At 28.5% G+C, this 20,224-nt stretch carries 20 protein-coding genes; 7 read left to right on the top strand and 13 right to left on the bottom strand.

Annotated features, from left to right (window positions below):
- Positions 1 to 38: 38 nt before the first annotated feature.
- Genes DW911_RS05020 through DW911_RS05030 form a run of 3 tightly spaced genes read left to right on the top strand, consistent with a single transcriptional unit; the run spans position 39 to position 1,049 of the window.
- On the top strand, positions 39 to 377 hold the full coding sequence (locus tag DW911_RS05020; protein ID WP_118432830.1) for a PadR family transcriptional regulator: 339 nt from the start codon (positions 39 to 41) through the stop codon (positions 375 to 377).
- Complete coding sequence (locus DW911_RS05025) at positions 367 to 684, top strand: DUF6120 family protein (protein ID WP_118432829.1); 318 nt, start codon at positions 367 to 369, stop codon at positions 682 to 684. Before DW911_RS05020 ends, DW911_RS05025 begins: the two co-directional genes overlap by 11 nt.
- Before the next feature lie 17 nt (positions 685 to 701).
- Positions 702 to 1,049, top strand: a complete 348-nt coding sequence (locus DW911_RS05030; protein ID WP_118607536.1) for a DUF6120 family protein — start codon at positions 702 to 704, stop codon at positions 1,047 to 1,049.
- Between the two features lie 34 nt (positions 1,050 to 1,083).
- Here the strand turns inward: DW911_RS05030 and DW911_RS05035 are convergent, their stop codons facing one another.
- The 4 genes from DW911_RS05035 to DW911_RS05050 are packed head-to-tail and all read right to left on the bottom strand — an operon-like array spanning position 1,084 to position 3,812.
- The gene (locus tag DW911_RS05035; RefSeq protein WP_118607537.1) at positions 1,084 to 1,845 is read right to left on the bottom strand and encodes a formate/nitrite transporter family protein; all 762 of its coding nucleotides are present in this window, start codon (positions 1,843 to 1,845) and stop codon (positions 1,084 to 1,086) included.
- 60 nt (positions 1,846 to 1,905) lie between these two features.
- Complete coding sequence (locus DW911_RS05040) at positions 1,906 to 2,691, bottom strand: ZIP family metal transporter (protein ID WP_118432826.1); 786 nt, start codon at positions 2,689 to 2,691, stop codon at positions 1,906 to 1,908.
- 59 nt (positions 2,692 to 2,750) lie between these two features.
- Entirely contained in the window at positions 2,751 to 3,251 is a 501-nt protein-coding gene (locus DW911_RS05045) for a 2'-5' RNA ligase family protein (RefSeq protein ID WP_118432825.1), read from the bottom strand.
- A gap of 33 nt (positions 3,252 to 3,284) precedes the next feature.
- Positions 3,285 to 3,812, bottom strand: coding sequence for a flavodoxin family protein (locus DW911_RS05050; protein WP_118432824.1), 528 nt, complete (start codon positions 3,810 to 3,812; stop codon positions 3,285 to 3,287).
- A gap of 111 nt (positions 3,813 to 3,923) precedes the next feature.
- Between DW911_RS05050 and DW911_RS05055 the strand changes: the two genes are divergently transcribed.
- The 3 genes from DW911_RS05055 to DW911_RS05065 all read left to right on the top strand — a co-directional run bounded on the left by DW911_RS05055 (position 3,924) and on the right by DW911_RS05065 (position 12,296).
- Entirely contained in the window at positions 3,924 to 5,828 is a 1,905-nt protein-coding gene (locus DW911_RS05055; protein WP_118432823.1) for an NAD(+) synthase, read from the top strand.
- 107 nt (positions 5,829 to 5,935) lie between these two features.
- A complete protein-coding gene (locus tag DW911_RS05060; RefSeq protein WP_158575438.1) occupies positions 5,936 to 8,719 on the top strand; it encodes a PD-(D/E)XK nuclease family protein in 2,784 nt (927 codons plus the stop codon).
- Positions 8,706 to 12,296, top strand: a complete 3,591-nt coding sequence (locus DW911_RS05065; RefSeq protein ID WP_118607539.1) for a UvrD-helicase domain-containing protein — start codon at positions 8,706 to 8,708, stop codon at positions 12,294 to 12,296. Before DW911_RS05060 ends, DW911_RS05065 begins: the two co-directional genes overlap by 14 nt.
- 17 nt (positions 12,297 to 12,313) lie before the next feature.
- Here DW911_RS05065 and DW911_RS05070 read toward each other — a convergent pair whose 3' ends face one another.
- Positions 12,314 to 13,318: a nucleoid-associated protein gene (locus DW911_RS05070; protein ID WP_118432820.1), complete on the bottom strand. Its 1,005-nt coding sequence runs from the start codon at positions 13,316 to 13,318 to the stop codon at positions 12,314 to 12,316.
- Positions 13,319 to 13,383: 65 nt separating this feature from the next.
- Here DW911_RS05070 and DW911_RS05075 point away from each other — a divergent pair, with 65 nt between their 5' ends.
- The gene (locus DW911_RS05075; protein ID WP_158568195.1) at positions 13,384 to 14,109 is read left to right on the top strand and encodes a YaaA family protein; all 726 of its coding nucleotides are present in this window, start codon (positions 13,384 to 13,386) and stop codon (positions 14,107 to 14,109) included.
- 13 nt (positions 14,110 to 14,122) lie between these two features.
- Here DW911_RS05075 and hisC read toward each other — a convergent pair whose 3' ends face one another.
- The 8 genes from hisC to DW911_RS05115 form a co-directional block, all read right to left on the bottom strand.
- Positions 14,123 to 15,178 (bottom strand): histidinol-phosphate transaminase, encoded by a 1,056-nt coding sequence (gene hisC / locus DW911_RS05080; protein WP_118432818.1) that lies wholly within the window; start codon positions 15,176 to 15,178, stop codon positions 14,123 to 14,125.
- Between the two features lie 11 nt (positions 15,179 to 15,189).
- Positions 15,190 to 15,969, bottom strand: coding sequence for an HAD-IIB family hydrolase (locus DW911_RS05085; RefSeq protein WP_158568193.1), 780 nt, complete (start codon positions 15,967 to 15,969; stop codon positions 15,190 to 15,192).
- A 65-nt stretch (positions 15,970 to 16,034) separates the two neighbouring features.
- A complete protein-coding gene (locus DW911_RS05090) occupies positions 16,035 to 16,847 on the bottom strand; it encodes a zinc ribbon domain-containing protein (RefSeq protein ID WP_118432816.1) in 813 nt (270 codons plus the stop codon).
- 2 nt (positions 16,848 to 16,849) lie between these two features.
- The gene (locus tag DW911_RS05095) at positions 16,850 to 17,365 is read right to left on the bottom strand and encodes a bacteriocin (RefSeq protein ID WP_118432815.1); all 516 of its coding nucleotides are present in this window, start codon (positions 17,363 to 17,365) and stop codon (positions 16,850 to 16,852) included.
- Positions 17,365 to 18,885 carry a 2,3-bisphosphoglycerate-independent phosphoglycerate mutase gene (gpmI, locus tag DW911_RS05100; protein ID WP_118607540.1) on the bottom strand — a complete coding sequence of 507 codons (1,521 nt, stop codon included), beginning with the start codon at positions 18,883 to 18,885 and terminating at the stop codon, positions 17,365 to 17,367. The genes DW911_RS05095 and gpmI overlap by 1 nt, the downstream gene beginning before the upstream one ends.
- A gap of 81 nt (positions 18,886 to 18,966) precedes the next feature.
- Entirely contained in the window at positions 18,967 to 19,155 is a 189-nt protein-coding gene (locus tag DW911_RS05105) for a LiaI-LiaF-like domain-containing protein (RefSeq protein WP_118432813.1), read from the bottom strand.
- Between the two features lie 48 nt (positions 19,156 to 19,203).
- Complete coding sequence (locus DW911_RS05110) at positions 19,204 to 19,584, bottom strand: hypothetical protein (RefSeq protein WP_118432812.1); 381 nt, start codon at positions 19,582 to 19,584, stop codon at positions 19,204 to 19,206.
- A complete protein-coding gene (locus tag DW911_RS05115; RefSeq protein WP_118432811.1) occupies positions 19,577 to 20,149 on the bottom strand; it encodes a CDP-alcohol phosphatidyltransferase family protein in 573 nt (190 codons plus the stop codon). The genes DW911_RS05110 and DW911_RS05115 overlap by 8 nt, the downstream gene beginning before the upstream one ends.
- Positions 20,150 to 20,224: the final 75 nt, after the last annotated feature.

The raw sequence follows: 20,224 nt of genomic DNA on the forward strand, positions 1-20,224 counted from the left end.
TAATAAATAATGAAATAAACTAATTAGGAGCAACAAAAATGGCTAAAAATACTAATTTTCTATTTAAATTAGATCTTCTATTATTAAGTGTGCTAAAGGAAAAAGATAAATATGCTTATGAAATTATAAAAGAAATTTCTTCTAGAACCCACGAAACGATTGTTCCTAAACATGGAACAATGTATCCCATTATTTATAAATTGTTAGAAGAAGAATATATTTCCAGCAACACTGTTTTAGTCGGAAATAAAGCACGTGTATATTATCATCTTGAAGAAAAAGGAAAAGACTATTTAAAATCAATTACGGCAGAGTATGATTCTTTAGTTCAAAATATTGATTTAATAGTTCATGGTACTAAACATTATGAAAGATAATGAAAGATATTTTCGTGATATTAAAAAAACATTCCCTTTAAACGGTAAAAGAGAAATGATTTATTTAAATCACCTTAAGGAACAAATTAACGAATATGATAATTATACATACAATGAATTGGTAAGTGAATTCGGTAACCCAGTTGACATTATTGTTTCATACTATAAAACAGTAGACCCAGATTATCTTCTTCAACAAATTAATATTCAACATTATATAAAAATAGGTTCTTTTGTTTTAGTTATCCTTATGATTATTCTTGTTCTATATCAAATATATCTATTATTGAAAGTTACTCCTCTATAAAGGAAGAAGGTATTTATATGAAAGATAGTAAAAAATATTACCGAGAAGTAAAAAAATTATTTCCCTTATATGGAAGAAAAGAAGCCCTTTTCCTTAAAGCACTGAAAAGACAAATACAAGAATATCAATATTTGAATTATCAAGAATTAGTTTCTCATTTTGGAAAGCCTCTGGATATTGTCATATCTTATTATGAGTCAATTGATAGTGCTTATATAATAAAAAAAGTAAATATTAAAAAGTTTTTAGCATTTATTTTGATAACTTTATTTTTCTTAATAACCGTTTATTTAAGATATTATCTCTATACAGATTACCAATCCTCTCAATATAATCATACCGTTGAATCCATGATTATAAAATAAATGACTGTTTACATCAAACTGTAAACAGTCATTTTTATTTTTCAGGTCTATTCATTAAATAAATTGGTAAAGCTAACATGATACTTCCCCCAATAATATTACCTAAAGTAGATAATACCATATGTAACCAAACACCTGCCCAAGAAATACTTGTTCCTAGTGCTGTAAATGCCATTGAAAATGTTCCCATATTTGCAATACTATGTTCAAATCCCGGTAAAACAAATGTCATAACAATAATCATCATAATAATTGTTTTAGCGATTTCTTCTTTTAATTTCATTCCAACAAAAGCTGCTGCACAAACAATAAAATTACAAAGAATACCTTTAATTAATAATTGTAACCAATCAAAATTTAATTTACCACTTACCACATTAGCAAGATATTGATTCATAGCATCATGATTGACACCACTTTTAATAAATAAAAAACAAACTAAAGCAATACCGACAAAGTTACCCACATAGCAAATAATCCACATAGGAATAATATCAACAAATTTTAAATCTCCATGATATACAGAAAACATCGAAGTAAAACAGTTTCCTGTAAATAATTCCGATCCTAATAAAACAATAATAACTAACCCAATTCCAAAAGCACCTGCAAAAGCAATCTTTGCTGCAATAACATGATGCTCAATTAATAAAACAGCTAACGTATAAGATAGAATTGTTGCTAGTCCCAAATATAATCCAGCTACAATACTTCTCATAAAAAAGCGAAATGGATCATTTTTACACATTTCATATTTACCTATTGCCGCCGTATGCAACTTTTGAAAATCAGTCATAATATCCTCCCATCCATAACGGACCTATTATAACAAATCATAAAATAATTGCAATCTTCCTTATGATAAAAATATATCCATTAACATCATAATAACAAAACCACTTAAAACACCAAAAGTCCCTATATGACTATGTTTTCCAAGTTGAGCTTCAGGAATTAATTCTTCAACTACCACATACATCATTGCTCCTGCAGCAAATGATAATAAAAATGGTAAAACCGTTTGCATCAGTTGAATTGACATGGCTGTTAAAGTTCCCGCAATCGGTTCTACAATTCCAGATAAACTTCCCATTATAAATGCTTTATGATTAGACATTCCTTCTTGTTTTAAAGGTAATGAAATAGCAGCCCCTTCTGGTAAATTCTGCAACCCTATTCCTAAAGCTAACGCTAATGCCGAAGCCAGTGAAATAGATCCAGTTTGACAAGCAATCGCAAAAGTAAGTCCTACTGCCATTCCTTCAGGAATATTATGAAGCGTGACGGCTAAAACAAGCATTGTATTTTTACCAAGCATCGCATGAAGTCCTTCTGGTTGATCTTCCCCTAAATGTTGATGAGGTATAATATGATCTAACAATAATAAAAATATTGCTCCTGTAATAAAGCCCCCACTTAAAACTAGCCATTCTATTTGACCTAAAGATTGAGCCATGTCTTTTGAAGGAATAAGCAACGACCACACCGAAGCCGCAATCATCACTCCTGCTGCAAAGCCTAAAAATAGTTGTTGATAAGATAGTTTGACTTCTCCTTTAAAGAGATAAACCAAAGCACTTCCTATTGTTGTACACATAAATGTAAACATTGTTCCTAACAATGCATATAAAATAGGTTTCATTTTCTTCCTCCTTGAATTTATTATACAAATCTACAAAGATTTGTATAATCATATGCTCATTATCGTAAATTCCAGACTTTTATTTCTTGATAAGGTTGTAAATGCGTCAACCGTATTTGGGTTACTTTTCCTTTGAATGGTTTAAATTGTTGGTTTAATAAAGAAAAGTTTTGTGTTATTTGTTGTCTATTTTGGTTTCTGGCAATGGTTACATGTGGTAACCAATTTAAAAATTGATAATAAGAAGAAAGATGAACGGATGGGTCACATTTGATAATCAAATCTATTTTTTTCATTAAATCATGGAGTGAAGCATGATAAACTGGTTGAATAAAAAGATGCTTTGCTTGTAAAGAACCCAAAGAAACAAAATATAGTTCAAAAATACGATATTCCTTTAATAAATTATCTAATTCTTGGATTATCCAATCAAGATGATGACTATCAAAACGTATTAAAGTTAGATGAACCGTAGGTTTTAATGATTGTGATAAATGAATTTGATATGTTTGTAATTGTTTGGTTGTTTTTTCATCAAAATACAAAGATAAATGATACATATACATCTCCTTAAAAAAGACTAACTGGCATAGTTAGTCAAGTTGTTGTCCTAATTTTTCTAATTCACTAAGTGCTTGTTTATTATTTGATAAATCATCTCGACTATTTGCAAAGTATGATTGATGAAACAACACATTCCATGATAAATATTGCGCCATACATTGAAATTGTTGTTTAATGAGTTGATATTGGATGTTATCAGTGGGTGAACCTCCTACAATAATCACACCTACTTTTTTTCCTTTAAGCTGTAAACCGCGACAATAACATTTATCAATAATAAGTTTTAACTGAGCTGATATCCCCCACCAGTAAACTGGTGAAGCAAATACAATCATATCAGCTGCTACAATTTTATTAATTGTTGAATTTGTATCATCTTGATCAACACATCCTTGATGGCACTGACATGCTCCACATCCCTTACATGGAGCAATATTTAATTGATCAGGATTGATTATATCTATTTCATGACAGTTGGCTAATCCTTTTTTAAAAACATTGATGGCTGTTAAAGTATTTCCTTTTCTGGCACTCCCATTAATCATAACAATATTCATAACTTACCTCCTTTTCACGTTCCCTTCCTCCTTATTCTAGCATGTATTTTTTTGATTTCATCTTTAAAATCAAGTAATTATTGGTATAATAGAGAAAAATGGAGGTTTATTATGTTAGATGGATATATAAGAGTAGCCTGTGCTTCTTTTGAAACAAGAATTGCAGATGTTATCTATAATAGTCAAGAAATAAAAAAACGTATTGATATCACACGTCAAGAAAACGCTAAAATTGTTGTTTTCCCTGAATTATGTTTATCAGGATATACAATTGAAGATTTATTTTTACAAAATCGTTTATTAAATGAATGTTTAAATCAGTTAGAAGAAATCGTTAAATATACTCAAGGTTACCAACAGATTGTGGTAGTTGGTTTACCATTCTTTTATCAAAATAGTTTATATAATGTTGCGGCTATCATCAATAATGGTCAATTACTGGCATTAGTTCCTAAAACACACATTCCTAATTATCAAGAATTTTATGAAGGAAGACGTTTTGAACCATGTTTTGAAGATAATTTAGAAATTGAATTATTTAATCAACCTGTTTTATTTGGTCGTAAGGTTGTTTTAGATTGTAATCAAATTTCTGAACTTTCTTTAGGGATAGAAATATGTGAAGATTTATGGTTACCTGACGCACCAAGTCAACAGTTAGCGCTAAATGGGGCAACCCTCATTTTAAATCCTTCTGCAAGTAATGAACTCACAACTAAAAAAGATTATCGTCGTCAGCTTGTCAGTGTTCAATCAGCTAAACTCATTTGTGGTTATGTTTATACTAATGCTGGTTCTGGTGAAAGTACAACTGATGTTGTTTTTAGTGGTCATCATATGATTGTTGAAAACGGAAGTATTTTAAATGAGAGTCAAGGTTTTGATGAATCTATCATTTATGGTGATATTGATTTAGGTAAACTATGCAGCGAAAGAAGAAAAATGAATACTTTTAAATCATCATATGAATATGATCATTTATATTTTGATTTAGAACCTGTCGATTTACAACTTAATAAATATTATGATCCTCATCCATTTGTTCCTCATGATTTAAAATTGAGAGAACAAAGATGTAAAGAAGTCTTTGAAATACAAACACGAGGTCTCATGCAAAGATTAAAAGCAACTCATATTAGTAAAGTTGTTATTGGTATTTCTGGTGGCTTAGATTCAACTTTGGCTTTACTTGTTTGTGTTATGGCTTTTGAAAAATTAGGTTATGATAAAAAGAATATTTATGCCATTACCATGCCTTGTTTTGGAACAACTTCAAGAACCAAGAATAATGCTTTAGGCTTGATGGAAGAATTAGGTGTAACAAGTGAAACTGTGAATATTGCTGAAGTTGTCAAATTACAATTCAAGAATATTCATCAAGATGAAAATGTTCATGATGTTACTTATGAAAATGTTCAAGCAAGAGAAAGAACAGAAATTTTAATGAACAAAGCCAATCAAATCGGTGGCTTAGTTATTGGAACTGGGGATTTAAGCGAAGTCGCTTTAGGTTGGTCTACTTATAATGGTGATCATATGTCCATGTATGCTGTTAATGTTTCCGTTCCTAAGACTTTAGTTCGTTATCTTGTAGATTATGTCTCTTCTCTTTATAAAGGACAACCTTTAGAAAAAATTCTTCAAGATGTTTTAGATACACCCGTATCGCCTGAATTATTACCGCAAGAAGATGATAAGATTGTACAAAAAACTGAAGATATAGTGGGTCCTTATGAACTACATGATTTCTTTATTTATCATATGGTCCGTTTTGGTGATGAACCTAAAAAACTTTACCGTAAAACAAAACTTGCATTTAAAGATAAGTATGATAAAGAGACTATTAAAAAATGGTTGCGTTTATTCTATTGGCGCTTTTTCACTCAACAATTCAAACGTAGCTGTATTCCTGATGGACCTAAAGTAGGATCTGTTGCCCTTTCTCCTCGTGGAGATTGGCGTATGCCTAGTGATGCAAGTGTTCAAATATGGCTTAATGAAATAGAAAAAATTTAAGGCGTGTTCACGCCTTTTTTATTTGAAAGCCTCTTTTTATCCTTTCATTATCTCTTTTCTATCATTATTAAACCCTATCTATGATAAAATATAATCGAGGTGACCTTATGTATACATATCAATCAAATCATTATTCAAGTATGATCAATCAAATTATTGATGATTGCATCACAAGTAGTCAAGAACATCCTTTTGAACTTCACTATGTCATTGTTGATGATCAAAAATACATAGAAGAAATATTTCTAAAGAAAACGGATGCTCTTTTTAATATTGAAGTTATAACAATTCAACAGTTTTTCAATATCATTCTTGAACAATATCATCAAACTTTTCATAAAAAAAGTAATCTTGATAATATTTTAGAAATCATGAAACTTAATAAAGAAGATCCTTCTTCTTTATTTCATCATAGTCAAAATCAAGTTTTAACTGCAAAACAAATTCTTAACGTCTTTACCAATTTTTATTTATACAATATTCAAGAAACAAACGAAAACCTACCTGATTTATCAAAAAATAAAATTAAAACATTATTTCATTTATATCATCAATTTGATCAAGTTCACTTTTTAGAACATGATTTTATTACATCATTGATTGACTCATCATGTCATCATTATTACTACTTTCTAACTAGAAATTTTTCTTATCCTAAAGCTTTACAAATCATCAATAAACTAGATAATTATGGACATGTTTTTATCTATGATGACACTGTAGGTCATCAAGGTGAAGATTATACATCATATTTAGTTAATCACTTATTTGATTCTTTACAAATAAAAAAAGAATTAGCGAATCCTTATGAAATTTTATGTGCTTCTTCTATTCAAGAAGAAGTTAAACAAGTCGTCTTTGATATCAATCAATTACTTTCTCATCATCATTTAAGTGACTTTGCAATTTATATTCCTAATGATGATTATTACGAACATTTAACACTCATTCTTGATCGTTTTCACTTTGCCTATAATCAAAAAGAAAAAGTAGAAAATCGTCCTTTTCAAGTGGTTTTAATGCTCTTAAATTATTTAATCAATCATGATGAGCAATATCTACTTGACGCCATCAGTTCTATGTATTTATCTTCTTTCCAAGATATCCAATACATAGCCAGAATAAAAAAGATACAGTATACCCAAGGTTTTATCAATGATGAAAACTACATCCATTTAAAACAAGATTTGCTTTGTATAAACGCTCATACCGTTTGTAAGCTTTCTAAACAACTCATAGAATTTATTCAGAATCATTTTATTCATACTGAAGATGTCATCACTTTAATCACAAAATTAGATTTAACTAATGAAGATGATATCACTTTAAATGAATATTTAAATTTATTAAAAGAATTATTCTCTTTACAAACGGCTTATCATAAAGAAAAAATAGATAGTCTTTATATTTTAAATTATCAACAACCTTATAGTGAACTCTTAAATGTCCAATATATCTATTGTCTTGGTCTTAATGAAACGATTGTTCCTCAAGAATTTAAAAATACTGAATTATTATTAAATCATGAAGCTTCAGCTTTAAATTACCCTACAACTTATGATCAACTTCATCACCAACAATGTGCTTTACAACACTTGTTTTCAAATCACCATCAACGAATCATTTTAAGTTATGCCTTACGTGATTTAACAGGAAATGAGCTTGTTGTCTCATCACTTATTAAAAAAGTAAAAAAATTGTTATCAGTAAGAACATTCAAAAAACATCAACTTCTTCATCCTGCTTTAAAACAAGATTATTATTTACTAGGTGAAGAAGATAAGCAAATGGTTACCTTAAACCAACAGTTACTTTTCTATAAACAAAATCATCATCAAGTCAACCCATTACTGACTCATATTAATCCTAATCCATTATCAGCCAGTAAACTAGAAGTTTACAATCAGTGTCCTTACAAATATTATGTTCAATATATTTTAAAGGTTGATCCATTTGTTGATTCTTCTATTCAAAGTAATGAAATTGGAACTCTTGTACACTACGTTTTAGAAAAGAATCATCATTACTTTAATGATAATCAAGCTGTTGATTTTTCAAATCTAAAAACAGATATCTCACATACTATTCATGAATATCTTCATGATCACGAATTACCAAAGTATAAACTTCCTCAAAATCAGTTTATCTTACAATTAATTGAAGATGATTTGTATAATACAATTATTGTTTTGAATAAACAAATGGCTAGAGGTTTATTTTCTTTACAAACTTGTGAACAAAAAGTTTATGAAAAAATAGATGATATTGAATTAAAGGGATTTATAGATCGTGTTGATTTTTATCAAAATTATATTAAAGTTATTGATTATAAATCATCTAATAAAGAATTAAACTTAGAATTGGCTAAATTAGGATTTAATATGCAAATGCTTATTTATTTAGATATTTTATCTAAAAATAAACAATATGATAAGGGAGCTGTTTTATATTTCAATACTAAAAAAAGAATTCTAAAAAGTGAACTTTCTATTTTAGAGAAAGAAAAACCAGAGAATTTCTTTAAACTCTATCAAATGGACGGTTATTGTTTAAATGAAATTTATCAAGATATTGATCGTGATATGGATAATGAAAGTGATATTATTAAAGTTAAACTAAAAAAAGATGGCAGTCCTTATCAAAATGCAAAACTCATATCTCAAGAAGATTTAAGTGATATATTGCGTGATATTGCAAAACATATTCAAGATTTATATGATCAAATGATATCCGGTGATATTTCCATTTATCCAACAAGAAGTGACCAACCCGCAATAGATCAACATATTAATCCATGTCGTTTTTGTCATTATCGCCCATTATGTAATTATGATATATTTTATAATGAAAACCACATGATTGAACAAGGAGAAAACAATGAAGAAAGATAAAAGTTTAAATGATGAACAGAATTTAGCTGTTTATAGTCGTGGCAGTTCGATACTTGTTTCGGCACCTGCTGGTTCTGGTAAAACAAAAATATTAGTCAATCGGATGATGTCTTTAATCGAAGATGATCATTTCAATGTTGATTCTTTACTTGTTTTAACCTTTACTAAGGCTGCTGCCTTAGAAATGAAACAAAGATTAATAGAAAGTTTAGATCAAAGAATTCAAGTTGTTGATGATGAAAAATTAAAAAAGCACTTAGAAAAACAAAAAACGCTATTAAATGATGCTTATATTACTAACTTTCATTCATTTTGTAGTGATTTGTTAAGTCAATATGGCTATACGATTCATCTTGACGTACAGTTTGACATTCTTGAAAATCCTACTCTTATTAAAGAAAAGATTCTTAATCAATGTTTAGATCAATGGGTCCAAGAGCCACAATTTAAACAATTTTATCAAGAAAACTTTGCTGGATATCGTTTTGATGAATTTAAAGAAATCATCTTTAAACTTGATAATCTATCTCATAATATTTATCACTTTGACCAATATTTAAGCCAAGTAAAAGATAAGTTATATGATCAAGTTATTCATCATCAAACAATTGATGATACTCCCTTTAAACAGCCCCTCTATGATATCTTAAATAATGCTTATCAAGAAGGATACCAATACTACTTACAACTAGAAGATTTTTGTCAGACCTATGGTCTTGGTTTTTATCAAGAAGCAACAAATAAATTACCATCTGTTCATGATGTATTACAACAATATTATGATTCAATTAAAAATAAACTTGAACAAGATGATTACTTTAATATCAATGTTAAAGTGGATAGACATCGTAATGCTGTATTTAAAGATGTTGATGATCATATTAAAGAGACTTATAAATCGTTACTTTCTAAAGCTAAAACAACTTTTTCAAGTGCTTATGAAAAATGTATGCCTGCTTCTATTGAAGAATTAAGTGAAGTATTAAGTCTCACTTTAAAACATCTAGATATCTATCTGGACTATTTAAAACAATTCCAAGAAACCTATCAAAATTATAAAAAGTCTTTATCTTATTTAGATTTTAATGATCTTGAACAATACACTCTTCAATTATTAAGTGAAGATAATGGTGTAAGTGAAACTCTTTACCAACAATTTAATGAAATCATGATTGATGAATATCAAGATACTAATGAAATTCAAGAAAACCTGATTCTTTTAATTTCTCGTTGTCATTTGCCAGAAATTAATCGTTTTATGGTTGGGGATATGAAACAGTCTATCTATCGTTTTAGAAAAGCAGATCTTGATATTTTTAATGAAAAATACATGAATTATGGTGTAAGTGACAACAATCAAAGAATAGATTTAAAATTCAATTATCGTTCCAACAAAATCGTTTTAGATAGCATCAATTATATTTTTAACGCAATTATGGATACCCGTTATGGTGGATTAGAATATGATCATGATCCTCACGCTAAATTAAATTATGACTTTTTAAGAAAAGAAAAATGTGATAGTGATGAAAAACTCAATCAAGCCCTTACTCGTCTTGATCATGAAAAAAGGTTTGATACAGATATTATGTTAGTATTAAAACCTGAAGAAAAAGTGGATATGATTGAATATGAAGCAAAGATGATTGCTAAAAAGATACATGATATGGTTGGTCATCTTGAATTAGATTTCTTTAATGAAAAAAGACCAGCTCAATATCAAGATATTGTTGTATTAATGAGAAATGTCGCAAACTTCATTACTTATAAAAAAGTATTTGACGCTAAAGGGGTTCCTAATTTAATTGTCCTTACCAAAGGGTTCTTTGAAAGTAACGAAATCATTGATTGTGTTCATTTCTTAAAAGCCCTTGATAATCCTTTAGATGATATTGCTTTTATATCATTACTTAAAGGAAATTATGCTTTTAGTCATTTTGATGAAGATTTTCTTTATCAACATATTCAAGAAAAAAAATCAATGTATGAATCTCTTCTTGAATCACAAGATGAAACTGTAATTCAGTTTTTAAACTATTTCCACTCTTTATTAGATTATGCAAAACAACAACCAACGCATAAAGTATTACAAAAGTTCTTAGATGACAGTAACTATTCTATTTTTGTTAGTTCTTTATATAATGGTAAACAACGATTAGCAAACATTGAATTATTAGTTGAAATGCTCAAAGCTGATCAGCAATTATCACTTTATCAAATTGTTCAAAAAATCAATCAAACGATAACTCTTAATATTGATTACAAACCAGCAACAATTTCACAGGATGATCAGGCTGTAACTTTTATGACCATTCATCAATCAAAAGGATTAGAATTTCCTATTGTCATTGTCAATCAGCTTAATCACCAATTTAACTTTTCTGATAGTAAAGCTAATTTAATTCAAGATAAAAGTCTTGGTCTTATTTTAAAACCACACAAAACATTACAATTACATGACTTTGAAAATGTTTTAACAGAATATCGTCATCCATTAAAAGGCATCTTTCAAACAACATTAGATAATGAAACAATTAATGAGGAAATGCGTATTCTTTATGTAGCATTAACTCGTGCTTCCCAAAAATTGATTCTTACTGGTGGTTTAAAAGACATTCATATGATTGAAAAATGGCAAAATCAGATTATTGATTATGCTCTAGATGCTTCTAAGCATTTATTACCAGCACATCTTAGAAAGTCAGATCAAATGCTAAATTGGGTTATGTTAGCCATTATGCGCCATCCTGATTTCATTCATCAATGTATGGACCTCTCTCTTTTTGATGATAAAATTAAAAACGCTTATCCTTTAGATGAAGTCATGCATAATGCTTCAAAAATGAATCTTTATCAAGAAACACAAGTTGCGATGAATACACGTCACGCAAAATTTCATACTTCAATCATTGATTGTCGCACAATTGATGAATATATTTACCCTCATCAACAAGTTCTATCACATCATCAAGTGATTTATGAAAATAACTGTGAATTTGTTTATCATAATCAAAATGAGTTAGATAAAACCTGTGCTGTTACCCAAATTATTGATGACGGCAATCGCATTTATCCTGAAAGAAATGAAGAAACTTCTTCTTTCAAGGCAACAGATCGAGGAACAATTATTCACCGTGTTTTAGAATTATTACCTTTAAATATCAATAATCTTAATCAAGAACTCAACCAAATATATCAACGAGATGAGTTTGATGAACAAGCTTGCCAACTTATTGAACAATATAAAGATCATATTCATGATTTTATTTGTAGTGATGTTTACCAACTTATGAATCAAAGTGACCATCTTTATAAAGAAAAAGCTTTTTCAATGAAAGATGAAAATGGACAAATTATTCATGGTATATTTGATGTTATTTGTGTTCACAATAACAATATCTATATTATTGATTATAAGACTGATCGCGTGATTCAAAACTGCGATGAACAAACTTTAAAATCATTACATGTTCAACAAATGAATTATTATAAAAAAATATTAGCTCGAGTTTTCCCTCAAGCTAATATTCAAGCCATTGTTTACTATCTTGCAATTAATCGATATATTATCTTATAGTAACCATTTTCTGGTTACTATTTTATTTTAATATCACGAATATTATTTAATGTAATCGTTGTTGTTCCTGTCATATCAGTTTCAGTTACAATATTTTCATGATTTAAATAATCTTCTACATTAAGTTCAACGACACGATCATTATCTAATACTAATTTACAACGAGACATACGATCCATAGAAATAGGAACATTAACGATTTCATCTTCTTCTTGAATACCTAAATCTTTCATAATCGTTTCTACTTCTTCACTAGCATTATAGTCATCACCCATAACTTTTTTAGCTAACGCTAAAGGTTTAATAGGTTGATGATCCATAACTAAATCAATCATCTCTTTTTTTACTAATGCAACCGGATCACCTTCAAATACGTTATATTCACTATCTACCTTTTTAACAACTTTATTAACGATACTTAATTTTTGTTTATCAGATAATAAAGGTTCTCCCTTAATATACTGTTCATTTAAATAATAACCAGGTTTGCCATCTATTTGAAATCTTTTTTCTATCATAGATACAGTGCTTTGATCAACATTAATTAAAATTGCTTCATCCACATTTGTTGTTTTGGGTGGCAATAATTGTCTATTAACAAATTTGATCATTTGCTTACCATCAACCTCTTCAATAACACTCACTGGTGTAACTTTATAGTTAAGTTTAATGATAATAATCATTTTTTCACCATCAACTTTACATTCAATAAACATTAAATTTGAATTAGGCATTTCTTCCACATTTTTACATACCATAAACAAATCTTGAGCAATCTTTCTAGATTCTGCCATAAATTGTTCATCATCAATAATCATGTTTCTTGCAGCCTGTAATAAATGATGTTCATTTCCGACTACTAATTGTTTAATTGTTGTATTTGTTAAACATTTTTCTAATTTTTTATCATAGTATTCAGTTGTTCCTTCAACTAAATCAATATAGGTATCTGAATAAATGACTTGACTATGTTCCATATCTAACATATGTATAAGAATTTTATCTATTATTGTTGTACTCATTTTTATCACCGGATTAAGTATATCATAATTTAAAAAGATAAGATATAATGGAAATGGTGATTTCAATGAAAATAATAATTGCAGACGCAAAAAAATTAAAAGTACAACAACATCCGTTAAATAAACAAATTCCTATTTTTAACGATAAAAGCCAAAAATTATTATCTATTTTAAAAAGTATGAATGAAACACAATTACACGATTTATTAAAAATATCATTTCAACAAAGCAAACAATTATACAAAGATTTAAAAGAAGAGAAGTCTTATGCTGCATTAAATTTATTTGATGGTTTAGTATATAAACAATTACATCTTGATCAATATAATAATCAACAAATCCAATATCTTAATCATCATCTTCTCATTAATTCTCCAGTTTATGGCTTATTAAGACCACAAGATCAAATAGAAAAGCATCGTTTAGAAATCTCTCATCATCCCCATCATATTAATTTATATGACTATTGGCATCAAGATATCCAACATTATCTTAAAGATGAAGATATGATTATTTCATTAAGTACCAAAGAATATGAAAAGATGATTGAACATCCTCGTATGATCACTATCGACTTTCAAGAAGTTTCTGGTGATACAATCAAAAGACGAGCAACATACTTAAAAAAAGCAAGAGGTCAAATGCTTGATTATCTCATTCGTCATCAAGTTAGAGATGTTGAACAAATTAAAACAATCATTATTGATGATTATCAATATAATGATCAGTTATCTACTTCTCAACATTTTGTTTTTCAAAGACAACTCCAAATGAAATATATAAAAAGATAAATTCAGTCTGAATTTATCTTTTTAAGTAATCTTTTAAAAATGCAAGTAAACGATCCATTTGTTCATCTGTTCCAATTGTAATACGTAGATACTGATTAATATTTTCTTTATCCCAATGACGAACAATGATTCCTTCTTTTCTTAAAGCTAAAAACAATGTTTTCCCATCGACTTCTGGATGTTTAACAAAAACAAAGTTTGAATAACTATCAGGAACAATAAATCCTAGTTCCTTCAAAGCAGCTTTTGTTCTTTCACGTGTATTTATTACTTTTTTACATTTTTCTTTCATATCTTGGCTATCTAACACACTCGCTAAGGCAACCTGCTGTGTTACATAATCTACTGGATAAGAATTAAATGAATTTTTCACATCATATAAATGAGAAATTGCTTCTTTGTTTCCTAAAGCCACCCCTATACGGCTTCCTGCCAGTGAACGAGATTTAGAAAAGGTCTGAATAACAACTAAGTTATCATATTGATGAATAAGTGGTACACAACTTACACCACCAAAATCAATATAGGCTTCATCTACAACAACGATACTCTCTTTATTATTCTTTAATATAGTTTCAATAAAATCTAAATCTACTAATAAACCAGTTGGTGCATTTGGATTGGGAAAAATAATCCCTGAATTAGGTTGCATAAAATCTTGAATGTTCATTGTGAAATCTTCATTCAAAGCTAATTCTTTATATGACATTTGATAAAGATCACAATATACTGGATAAAATGAGTAAGTAATATTAGGAAATAAAATGGGATCTTTACCATTAAAAAAAGTTAAAAAAGTCAAAGCTAATACTTCATCTGATCCATTTCCTAAAAAAACCTCATCTTCATTTAATCCATGATATTTTGCTAATGCACTTTTTAAATCATCCGCATCACTATTAGGATATAATTTTAATTTATCTATGTCTAATTGGTTTAATACCTCTTTTATTTTTGGTGTTGGTCCATACGGATTTTCATTCGTATTCAACTTTATCATATTTACAATTTTTGGTTGCTCCCCTGCAACATATGGCTCAACTGCTCTTAATTTATCTTGCCAACTCATATTTCATCCCCCTATTTCAACATATCTTGAATAACTTCATAAACATAATCTACTTGTTTGTCCGTTTCTTTTTTTATCTCATCTGTTACTCGATTAAAAGTATAAGCATAATCAGCTACTTTAAACATACTTTGGTCATTAAATGAGTCCCCGATACAATATGTTTGTAATTCCTCATTTAAAATTTGACATAGTGCCTGTATTCCAGTACCTTTACTGCAATGAGCAACAGTCACATCTAAATAAATGACATTTTGTGTTCCTTGAATATCTTGATAATTTCGACTGATATAATCTTGAATTTCTAAAATATCATTTGTTGTTTCATCTGGATTAAAAGCACAAAAAATATCGAAATCATCTTTCATTTTATTTAACTCATTAATGAATTGATATTCTTTTGTTTCAACTGTTCCTTGAAGATTATGAACATAAGTTTTACCTTGATAATAATTAAATGTTTGTTGTCCATTGTAAAATGAATACTGCAAATGTGGATAATGCATCATGCAGTAATCAAGAATTTCTTTAGCATCTTGATTTTTAATTTGTTTATGATAAAGAACATGATCATCTTGATCAACTATCATCGCCCCATTATTTAATACCATAAAATCATATTCAAAATGATGACTGGCTATTTTCGCCTCTTCTAAGTTTCTTCCTGTACAAAAAGCAAAATAATAACCCTGTTTTCTTAATTCATGAATCATTTCTATATCCAGATGATGGATTGGCAAGTTATTTTCAATAATTGTTCCATCCATATCACAAAATAATATTTTTTTCATAAACATCTCCTTATTTAGATTTATCAAAATTATATCACAACAAAAAAATAAGTCATTACTATGACTTATTTTATTTGTGTTTTGTATCCAAATTTTAAACGATACTGATCATTTTGATTAAATATTCTAAATGAACAAGACTTTTTCCCTGATTCTTTAACATTTCCTAATCCATAATGAGAAATTTGTTTTGTTAGATCACTTTTATCTAATAGAGAAATAAATTCTTTTTGGCTTCTGTCCATTAATTTTGAATTTTTATTTTGATCAAAAATATAAACTAATTTTTTTACAGAATCTAAATCAAATTGTTTGATTTGATCTAAAGTAAGATGATCGACTTGATAAGTGATTTCACACTCATTTTGGTTTGTTAAATCATAATTATAATCAATCATAATTTTGTTTTGACCATCCTTTATTTCATAACTAGCAGATACATAAACATTATTGCCTTTAGTAATATCAAACAAATAATCTTTATCTATTTCATTTTGAGGATAAAGAGTTTTTAATTGACTTTCTTTATCTTCTAATACACTTATATACTGACTACTATTGGTTACATGTTTTTTAAATGCCGCTAGTGATTCATAACGATGGGTAACAGGATCTCTTAATTTTTCTTCATAAGTTCCTACTGTCACGTTTTGATTATCAGATGATGACGAAATAAGATCATTATCGATAAAAAAAGAAAAAGCAATAAGTGGTGAAAAAATAAAGAAGAATGCAAGTAACATCAAAGCAATTCTTGATCTATTTTTATTATATTTTCTACGTTTCATTGGTTGATATCCTCTTTGAGGCATCCCGCAATAAGGGCATACTTTGGCATCATCAGGTATATCTTTATGACAATTTGGACATTGTTTCATTATTAATCTCCTTCTATAAATATCTTATTCATCCACTTATAAAATTGTTGTTTGTATTTCTCTTTTTCTTGTTTTTGTTTATTTGAATCTAGCGAGTAATACTCTTCATCTAAATAAGTATAAGTTGTTTCATTTTTTCCATTAACAATAAACTTTAATGTTGGTGTCCAACTAAAATCAAGTTTCTTTCTTAACTGATTATAAAACTGTTTACCTTCTTTTGACTGATTAGCCTGATCTCGATATGCTTTAGTATTGAAATAATAAAGATATACACCAGGATGTTTTTGAAGGTATTGTTCAATGATAGGACTAAATTCTTGACAATCCTGACAATCAGGACGACCAATATATAAAACAAACGTATCTTTTTCTTTCATTTTTTTATTAAGTTCTTGATAAGAAATATCATGAATTCCACTTAAAGAAGAATCCTGTACAATAGTATGAGTGGATGTAGTATGACTACACCCACTTATTATAAGCAATAAACATGTAATGAATATGAACTTTTTCATTATTTAATTAATGATTCTCCGTCCATTTCACTTGGAATAGGTAATCCTAATAATTGTAACATTGTTGGTGCTAAGTCACCTAATTTACCACCATCTTTTAATTCTAAATGAGAATTAGTTACAATTAATGGTACATCATTTGTAGTATGTGCTGTATATGGATTTCCTTCTTCATCTAATTCTTCTTCTGCATTACCATGATCAGCAGTAATTAACATTGTTCCACCTAATTCAAGAACTTTTTCATATACTTCACCAACACATTCATCAACAACACTTACTGCATTGATAGCTGCTGGAATAATACCAGTATGTCCAACCATATCACAGTTAGCAAAGTTAACAATTACAACATCATGAATATCTTTATCTAATTCAGCAATTAATTTGTCTTTTACTTCATAAGCAGACATTTCTGGTTGTAAATCATATGTTGCCACCTTAGGTGAATTAACTAACACACGAGTTGCTCCTTCGATTTCTTTATCAACTCCACCATCAAAGAAGAAAGTAACATGAGCATATTTTTCAGTTTCAGCAATACGTAATTGTTTTAATCCTTTTTCAGCTAAATAATCTCCTAATGTATTTGTTAATTCTGGTGATACAAAAGCAACTTCACCATTAACACTATCAGCATATTTCATCATACAAACAAATTCAATATTTTTAACTTGTTTTTCTGGAGTATAAGCTTCATAGAATGATGGATTTGTAAGAACTGTTGCTAATTGAATAGCTCTATCTGGTCTAAAGTTAGCAAAGATGACAGCATCATTATCATCTACTGTACCATCTACGTTTTTATTATAACCAGGAATAACAAATTCATCTAAAGTATCTTTAGCATATGAATCTTTTACATATTGAACTGGACATTCAAAAGATTCACCTTTATGAGATACGATTACATCATAAGCTAAAGCAACACGTTCAAATCTCTTATCACGGTCCATTGCATAATATCTACCTGAAATAGAAGCAATTTCACCTACGCCAATTTCTTCCATTTTAGCTTGTAATTCTTTTACAAAATCAATACCACTATCAGGAGCAACATCTCTACCATCTAGAAAAGCATGAACATATACTTTTTGTAAACCTTGTTCTTTAGCTAATTGTAATAAACCATAGATATGTTCATTTGATGAGTGAACCCCACCATTTGATAATAATCCCCAAATATGTAACTTAGAATTATTATCTTTAGCATGTTGAATCGCTTTTAAGAATTTTTCATTTTCAAAGAAAGTTTTTTCTTGAATTGCTTTATTAATTAAAGTTAAAGATTGATAAACAACTCTACCTGCACCGATATTTAAATGTCCTACTTCACTGTTTCCCATTTGTCCATCAGGAAGTCCTACTGGCATTCCACTTGCATGGATTGTTGTTGTTGGATATAACGCCATTAAATCATCTATATTTGGTGTATTAGCAAGTTTAACTGCATTTCCTTCTACTCTTGATGATAATCCATAACCATCTAAGATACATAACACAATTGGTCTTTTTTTCATAATTTATTCCTCCATTTTTTCTTCATCATATTATCATTTTTATCACTTATTTTCAATTTATTTGATGTATTAATCATAAGATTATTTCCTTTTTGATTTTTTTGGTGCACTTAATAAATAAATACCAATAAAAGTTAAAATAAAAGGCCAGTATTCTTTCATATAATACGCAATCATCGACACAATTCCTTTGAAATCATTAGTTCTATCCATCGTTAAAACAATACCCAATAATATTAAAACTATTCCTGTATTCTTCTTTATATTCATTTCAATCACCTCTTTTATTTTAAATTTAACCCAACAAAAAAAGTGTCATTATAAGACACTTCTAGCAAATAATAATAGTCCTTTTAACGAAACTTCTTCTTTACCCTTTTGTGAATAAACATAAATAATATCTTGATCATCAAATTCAAAACGATTAGAGTGAATAATACTATTCATATCTTTCCTTATTTCTGCTGGTAATTGAATAAACATATTTTCTGCCATTTTACGAAGTAAAATGCATAAAGAAGCAAGAGATAACTCTAATTGATATTTCGTTTTAATTTTATCTTTTTTAATGACTTTTTCATCAATTGTCTGATTATTAGCTGCAAGTCTATTTAATTGATTATAAATAGCTTCAACATCTACAATCGCATCATCTAACAAATCTAAATAACAATCCTTCTTTAATTGTCGATTATCCATTCTTTTTATTCTCCTGATACAAACCATACAATTCTTTAGCATATAAAACAAACGCTAAAAGCATAAGTAATGTACTTGTAATGATTAAAAATGAAGATACTGGTGAATTTTGTAAGGGAATAAAGACTAATGTAATGACAACAAAATAAAAGTAAGCCGTTGCCACTTTTCCCCACCATGATGCACCTTTCACCTTTGTACCATTTTTAAATAAAAACAGTCCTACTAAAGCAAGCATACCATCTTTAATGACAATAATAAGCAATAACATCCAAATAAGTGGATATGTCCATAATAATGCAATGGCGACAGCAAATTGTGTTAATTTATCAGCAATAGGGTCAATGACTTTCCCAAAGTCAGTCACCATATGACATCTTCGTGCAATCTGTCCGTCTAAAAAATCAGATAATCCAGAAATAACCAAAATTACACCAGCTACAATATGATCATATTTCCCTTGACCATTTAAATATAAATTTAAAAAAACAGGAATTAGTACAATTCTAAAATAACTGAGCCAATTAGGTAAACTAAAAAATTCCTTCAATCTATTTCGATTCATAACCAATCCCCTTTCAATAGATATATGGGTATTATACTACATTTGTTTATCATGACAAATAAAAAAATCATCTTC

This window comes from Erysipelatoclostridium sp. AM42-17 (assembly GCF_003480255.1).
Classification (GTDB): domain Bacteria; phylum Bacillota_I; class Bacilli_A; order Erysipelotrichales; family Coprobacillaceae; genus Faecalibacillus.

Excerpts from the sequence above, each read along its gene's own strand:
- DW911_RS05020 (WP_118432830.1), top strand. The coding sequence starts at position 39 with ATGGCTAAAAATACTAATTTTCTATTTAAATTAGATCTTCTATTATTA.
- DW911_RS05025 (WP_118432829.1), top strand. The coding sequence starts at position 367 with ATGAAAGATAATGAAAGATATTTTCGTGATATTAAAAAAACATTCCCT.
- DW911_RS05030 (WP_118607536.1), top strand. The coding sequence starts at position 702 with ATGAAAGATAGTAAAAAATATTACCGAGAAGTAAAAAAATTATTTCCC.
- DW911_RS05035 (WP_118607537.1), bottom strand. The coding sequence starts at position 1,845 with ATGACTGATTTTCAAAAGTTGCATACGGCGGCAATAGGTAAATATGAA.
- DW911_RS05040 (WP_118432826.1), bottom strand. The coding sequence starts at position 2,691 with ATGAAACCTATTTTATATGCATTGTTAGGAACAATGTTTACATTTATG.
- DW911_RS05045 (WP_118432825.1), bottom strand. The coding sequence starts at position 3,251 with ATGTATCATTTATCTTTGTATTTTGATGAAAAAACAACCAAACAATTA.
- DW911_RS05050 (WP_118432824.1), bottom strand. The coding sequence starts at position 3,812 with ATGAATATTGTTATGATTAATGGGAGTGCCAGAAAAGGAAATACTTTA.
- DW911_RS05055 (WP_118432823.1), top strand. The coding sequence starts at position 3,924 with ATGTTAGATGGATATATAAGAGTAGCCTGTGCTTCTTTTGAAACAAGA.
- DW911_RS05060 (WP_158575438.1), top strand. The coding sequence starts at position 5,936 with ATGTATACATATCAATCAAATCATTATTCAAGTATGATCAATCAAATT.
- DW911_RS05065 (WP_118607539.1), top strand. The coding sequence starts at position 8,706 with ATGAAGAAAGATAAAAGTTTAAATGATGAACAGAATTTAGCTGTTTAT.
- DW911_RS05070 (WP_118432820.1), bottom strand. The coding sequence starts at position 13,318 with ATGAGTACAACAATAATAGATAAAATTCTTATACATATGTTAGATATG.
- DW911_RS05075 (WP_158568195.1), top strand. The coding sequence starts at position 13,384 with ATGAAAATAATAATTGCAGACGCAAAAAAATTAAAAGTACAACAACAT.
- hisC (WP_118432818.1), bottom strand. The coding sequence starts at position 15,178 with ATGAGTTGGCAAGATAAATTAAGAGCAGTTGAGCCATATGTTGCAGGG.
- DW911_RS05085 (WP_158568193.1), bottom strand. The coding sequence starts at position 15,969 with ATGAAAAAAATATTATTTTGTGATATGGATGGAACAATTATTGAAAAT.
- DW911_RS05090 (WP_118432816.1), bottom strand. The coding sequence starts at position 16,847 with ATGAAACAATGTCCAAATTGTCATAAAGATATACCTGATGATGCCAAA.
- DW911_RS05095 (WP_118432815.1), bottom strand. The coding sequence starts at position 17,365 with ATGAAAAAGTTCATATTCATTACATGTTTATTGCTTATAATAAGTGGG.
- gpmI (WP_118607540.1), bottom strand. The coding sequence starts at position 18,885 with ATGAAAAAAAGACCAATTGTGTTATGTATCTTAGATGGTTATGGATTA.
- DW911_RS05105 (WP_118432813.1), bottom strand. The coding sequence starts at position 19,155 with ATGAATATAAAGAAGAATACAGGAATAGTTTTAATATTATTGGGTATT.
- DW911_RS05110 (WP_118432812.1), bottom strand. The coding sequence starts at position 19,584 with ATGGATAATCGACAATTAAAGAAGGATTGTTATTTAGATTTGTTAGAT.
- DW911_RS05115 (WP_118432811.1), bottom strand. The coding sequence starts at position 20,149 with ATGAATCGAAATAGATTGAAGGAATTTTTTAGTTTACCTAATTGGCTC.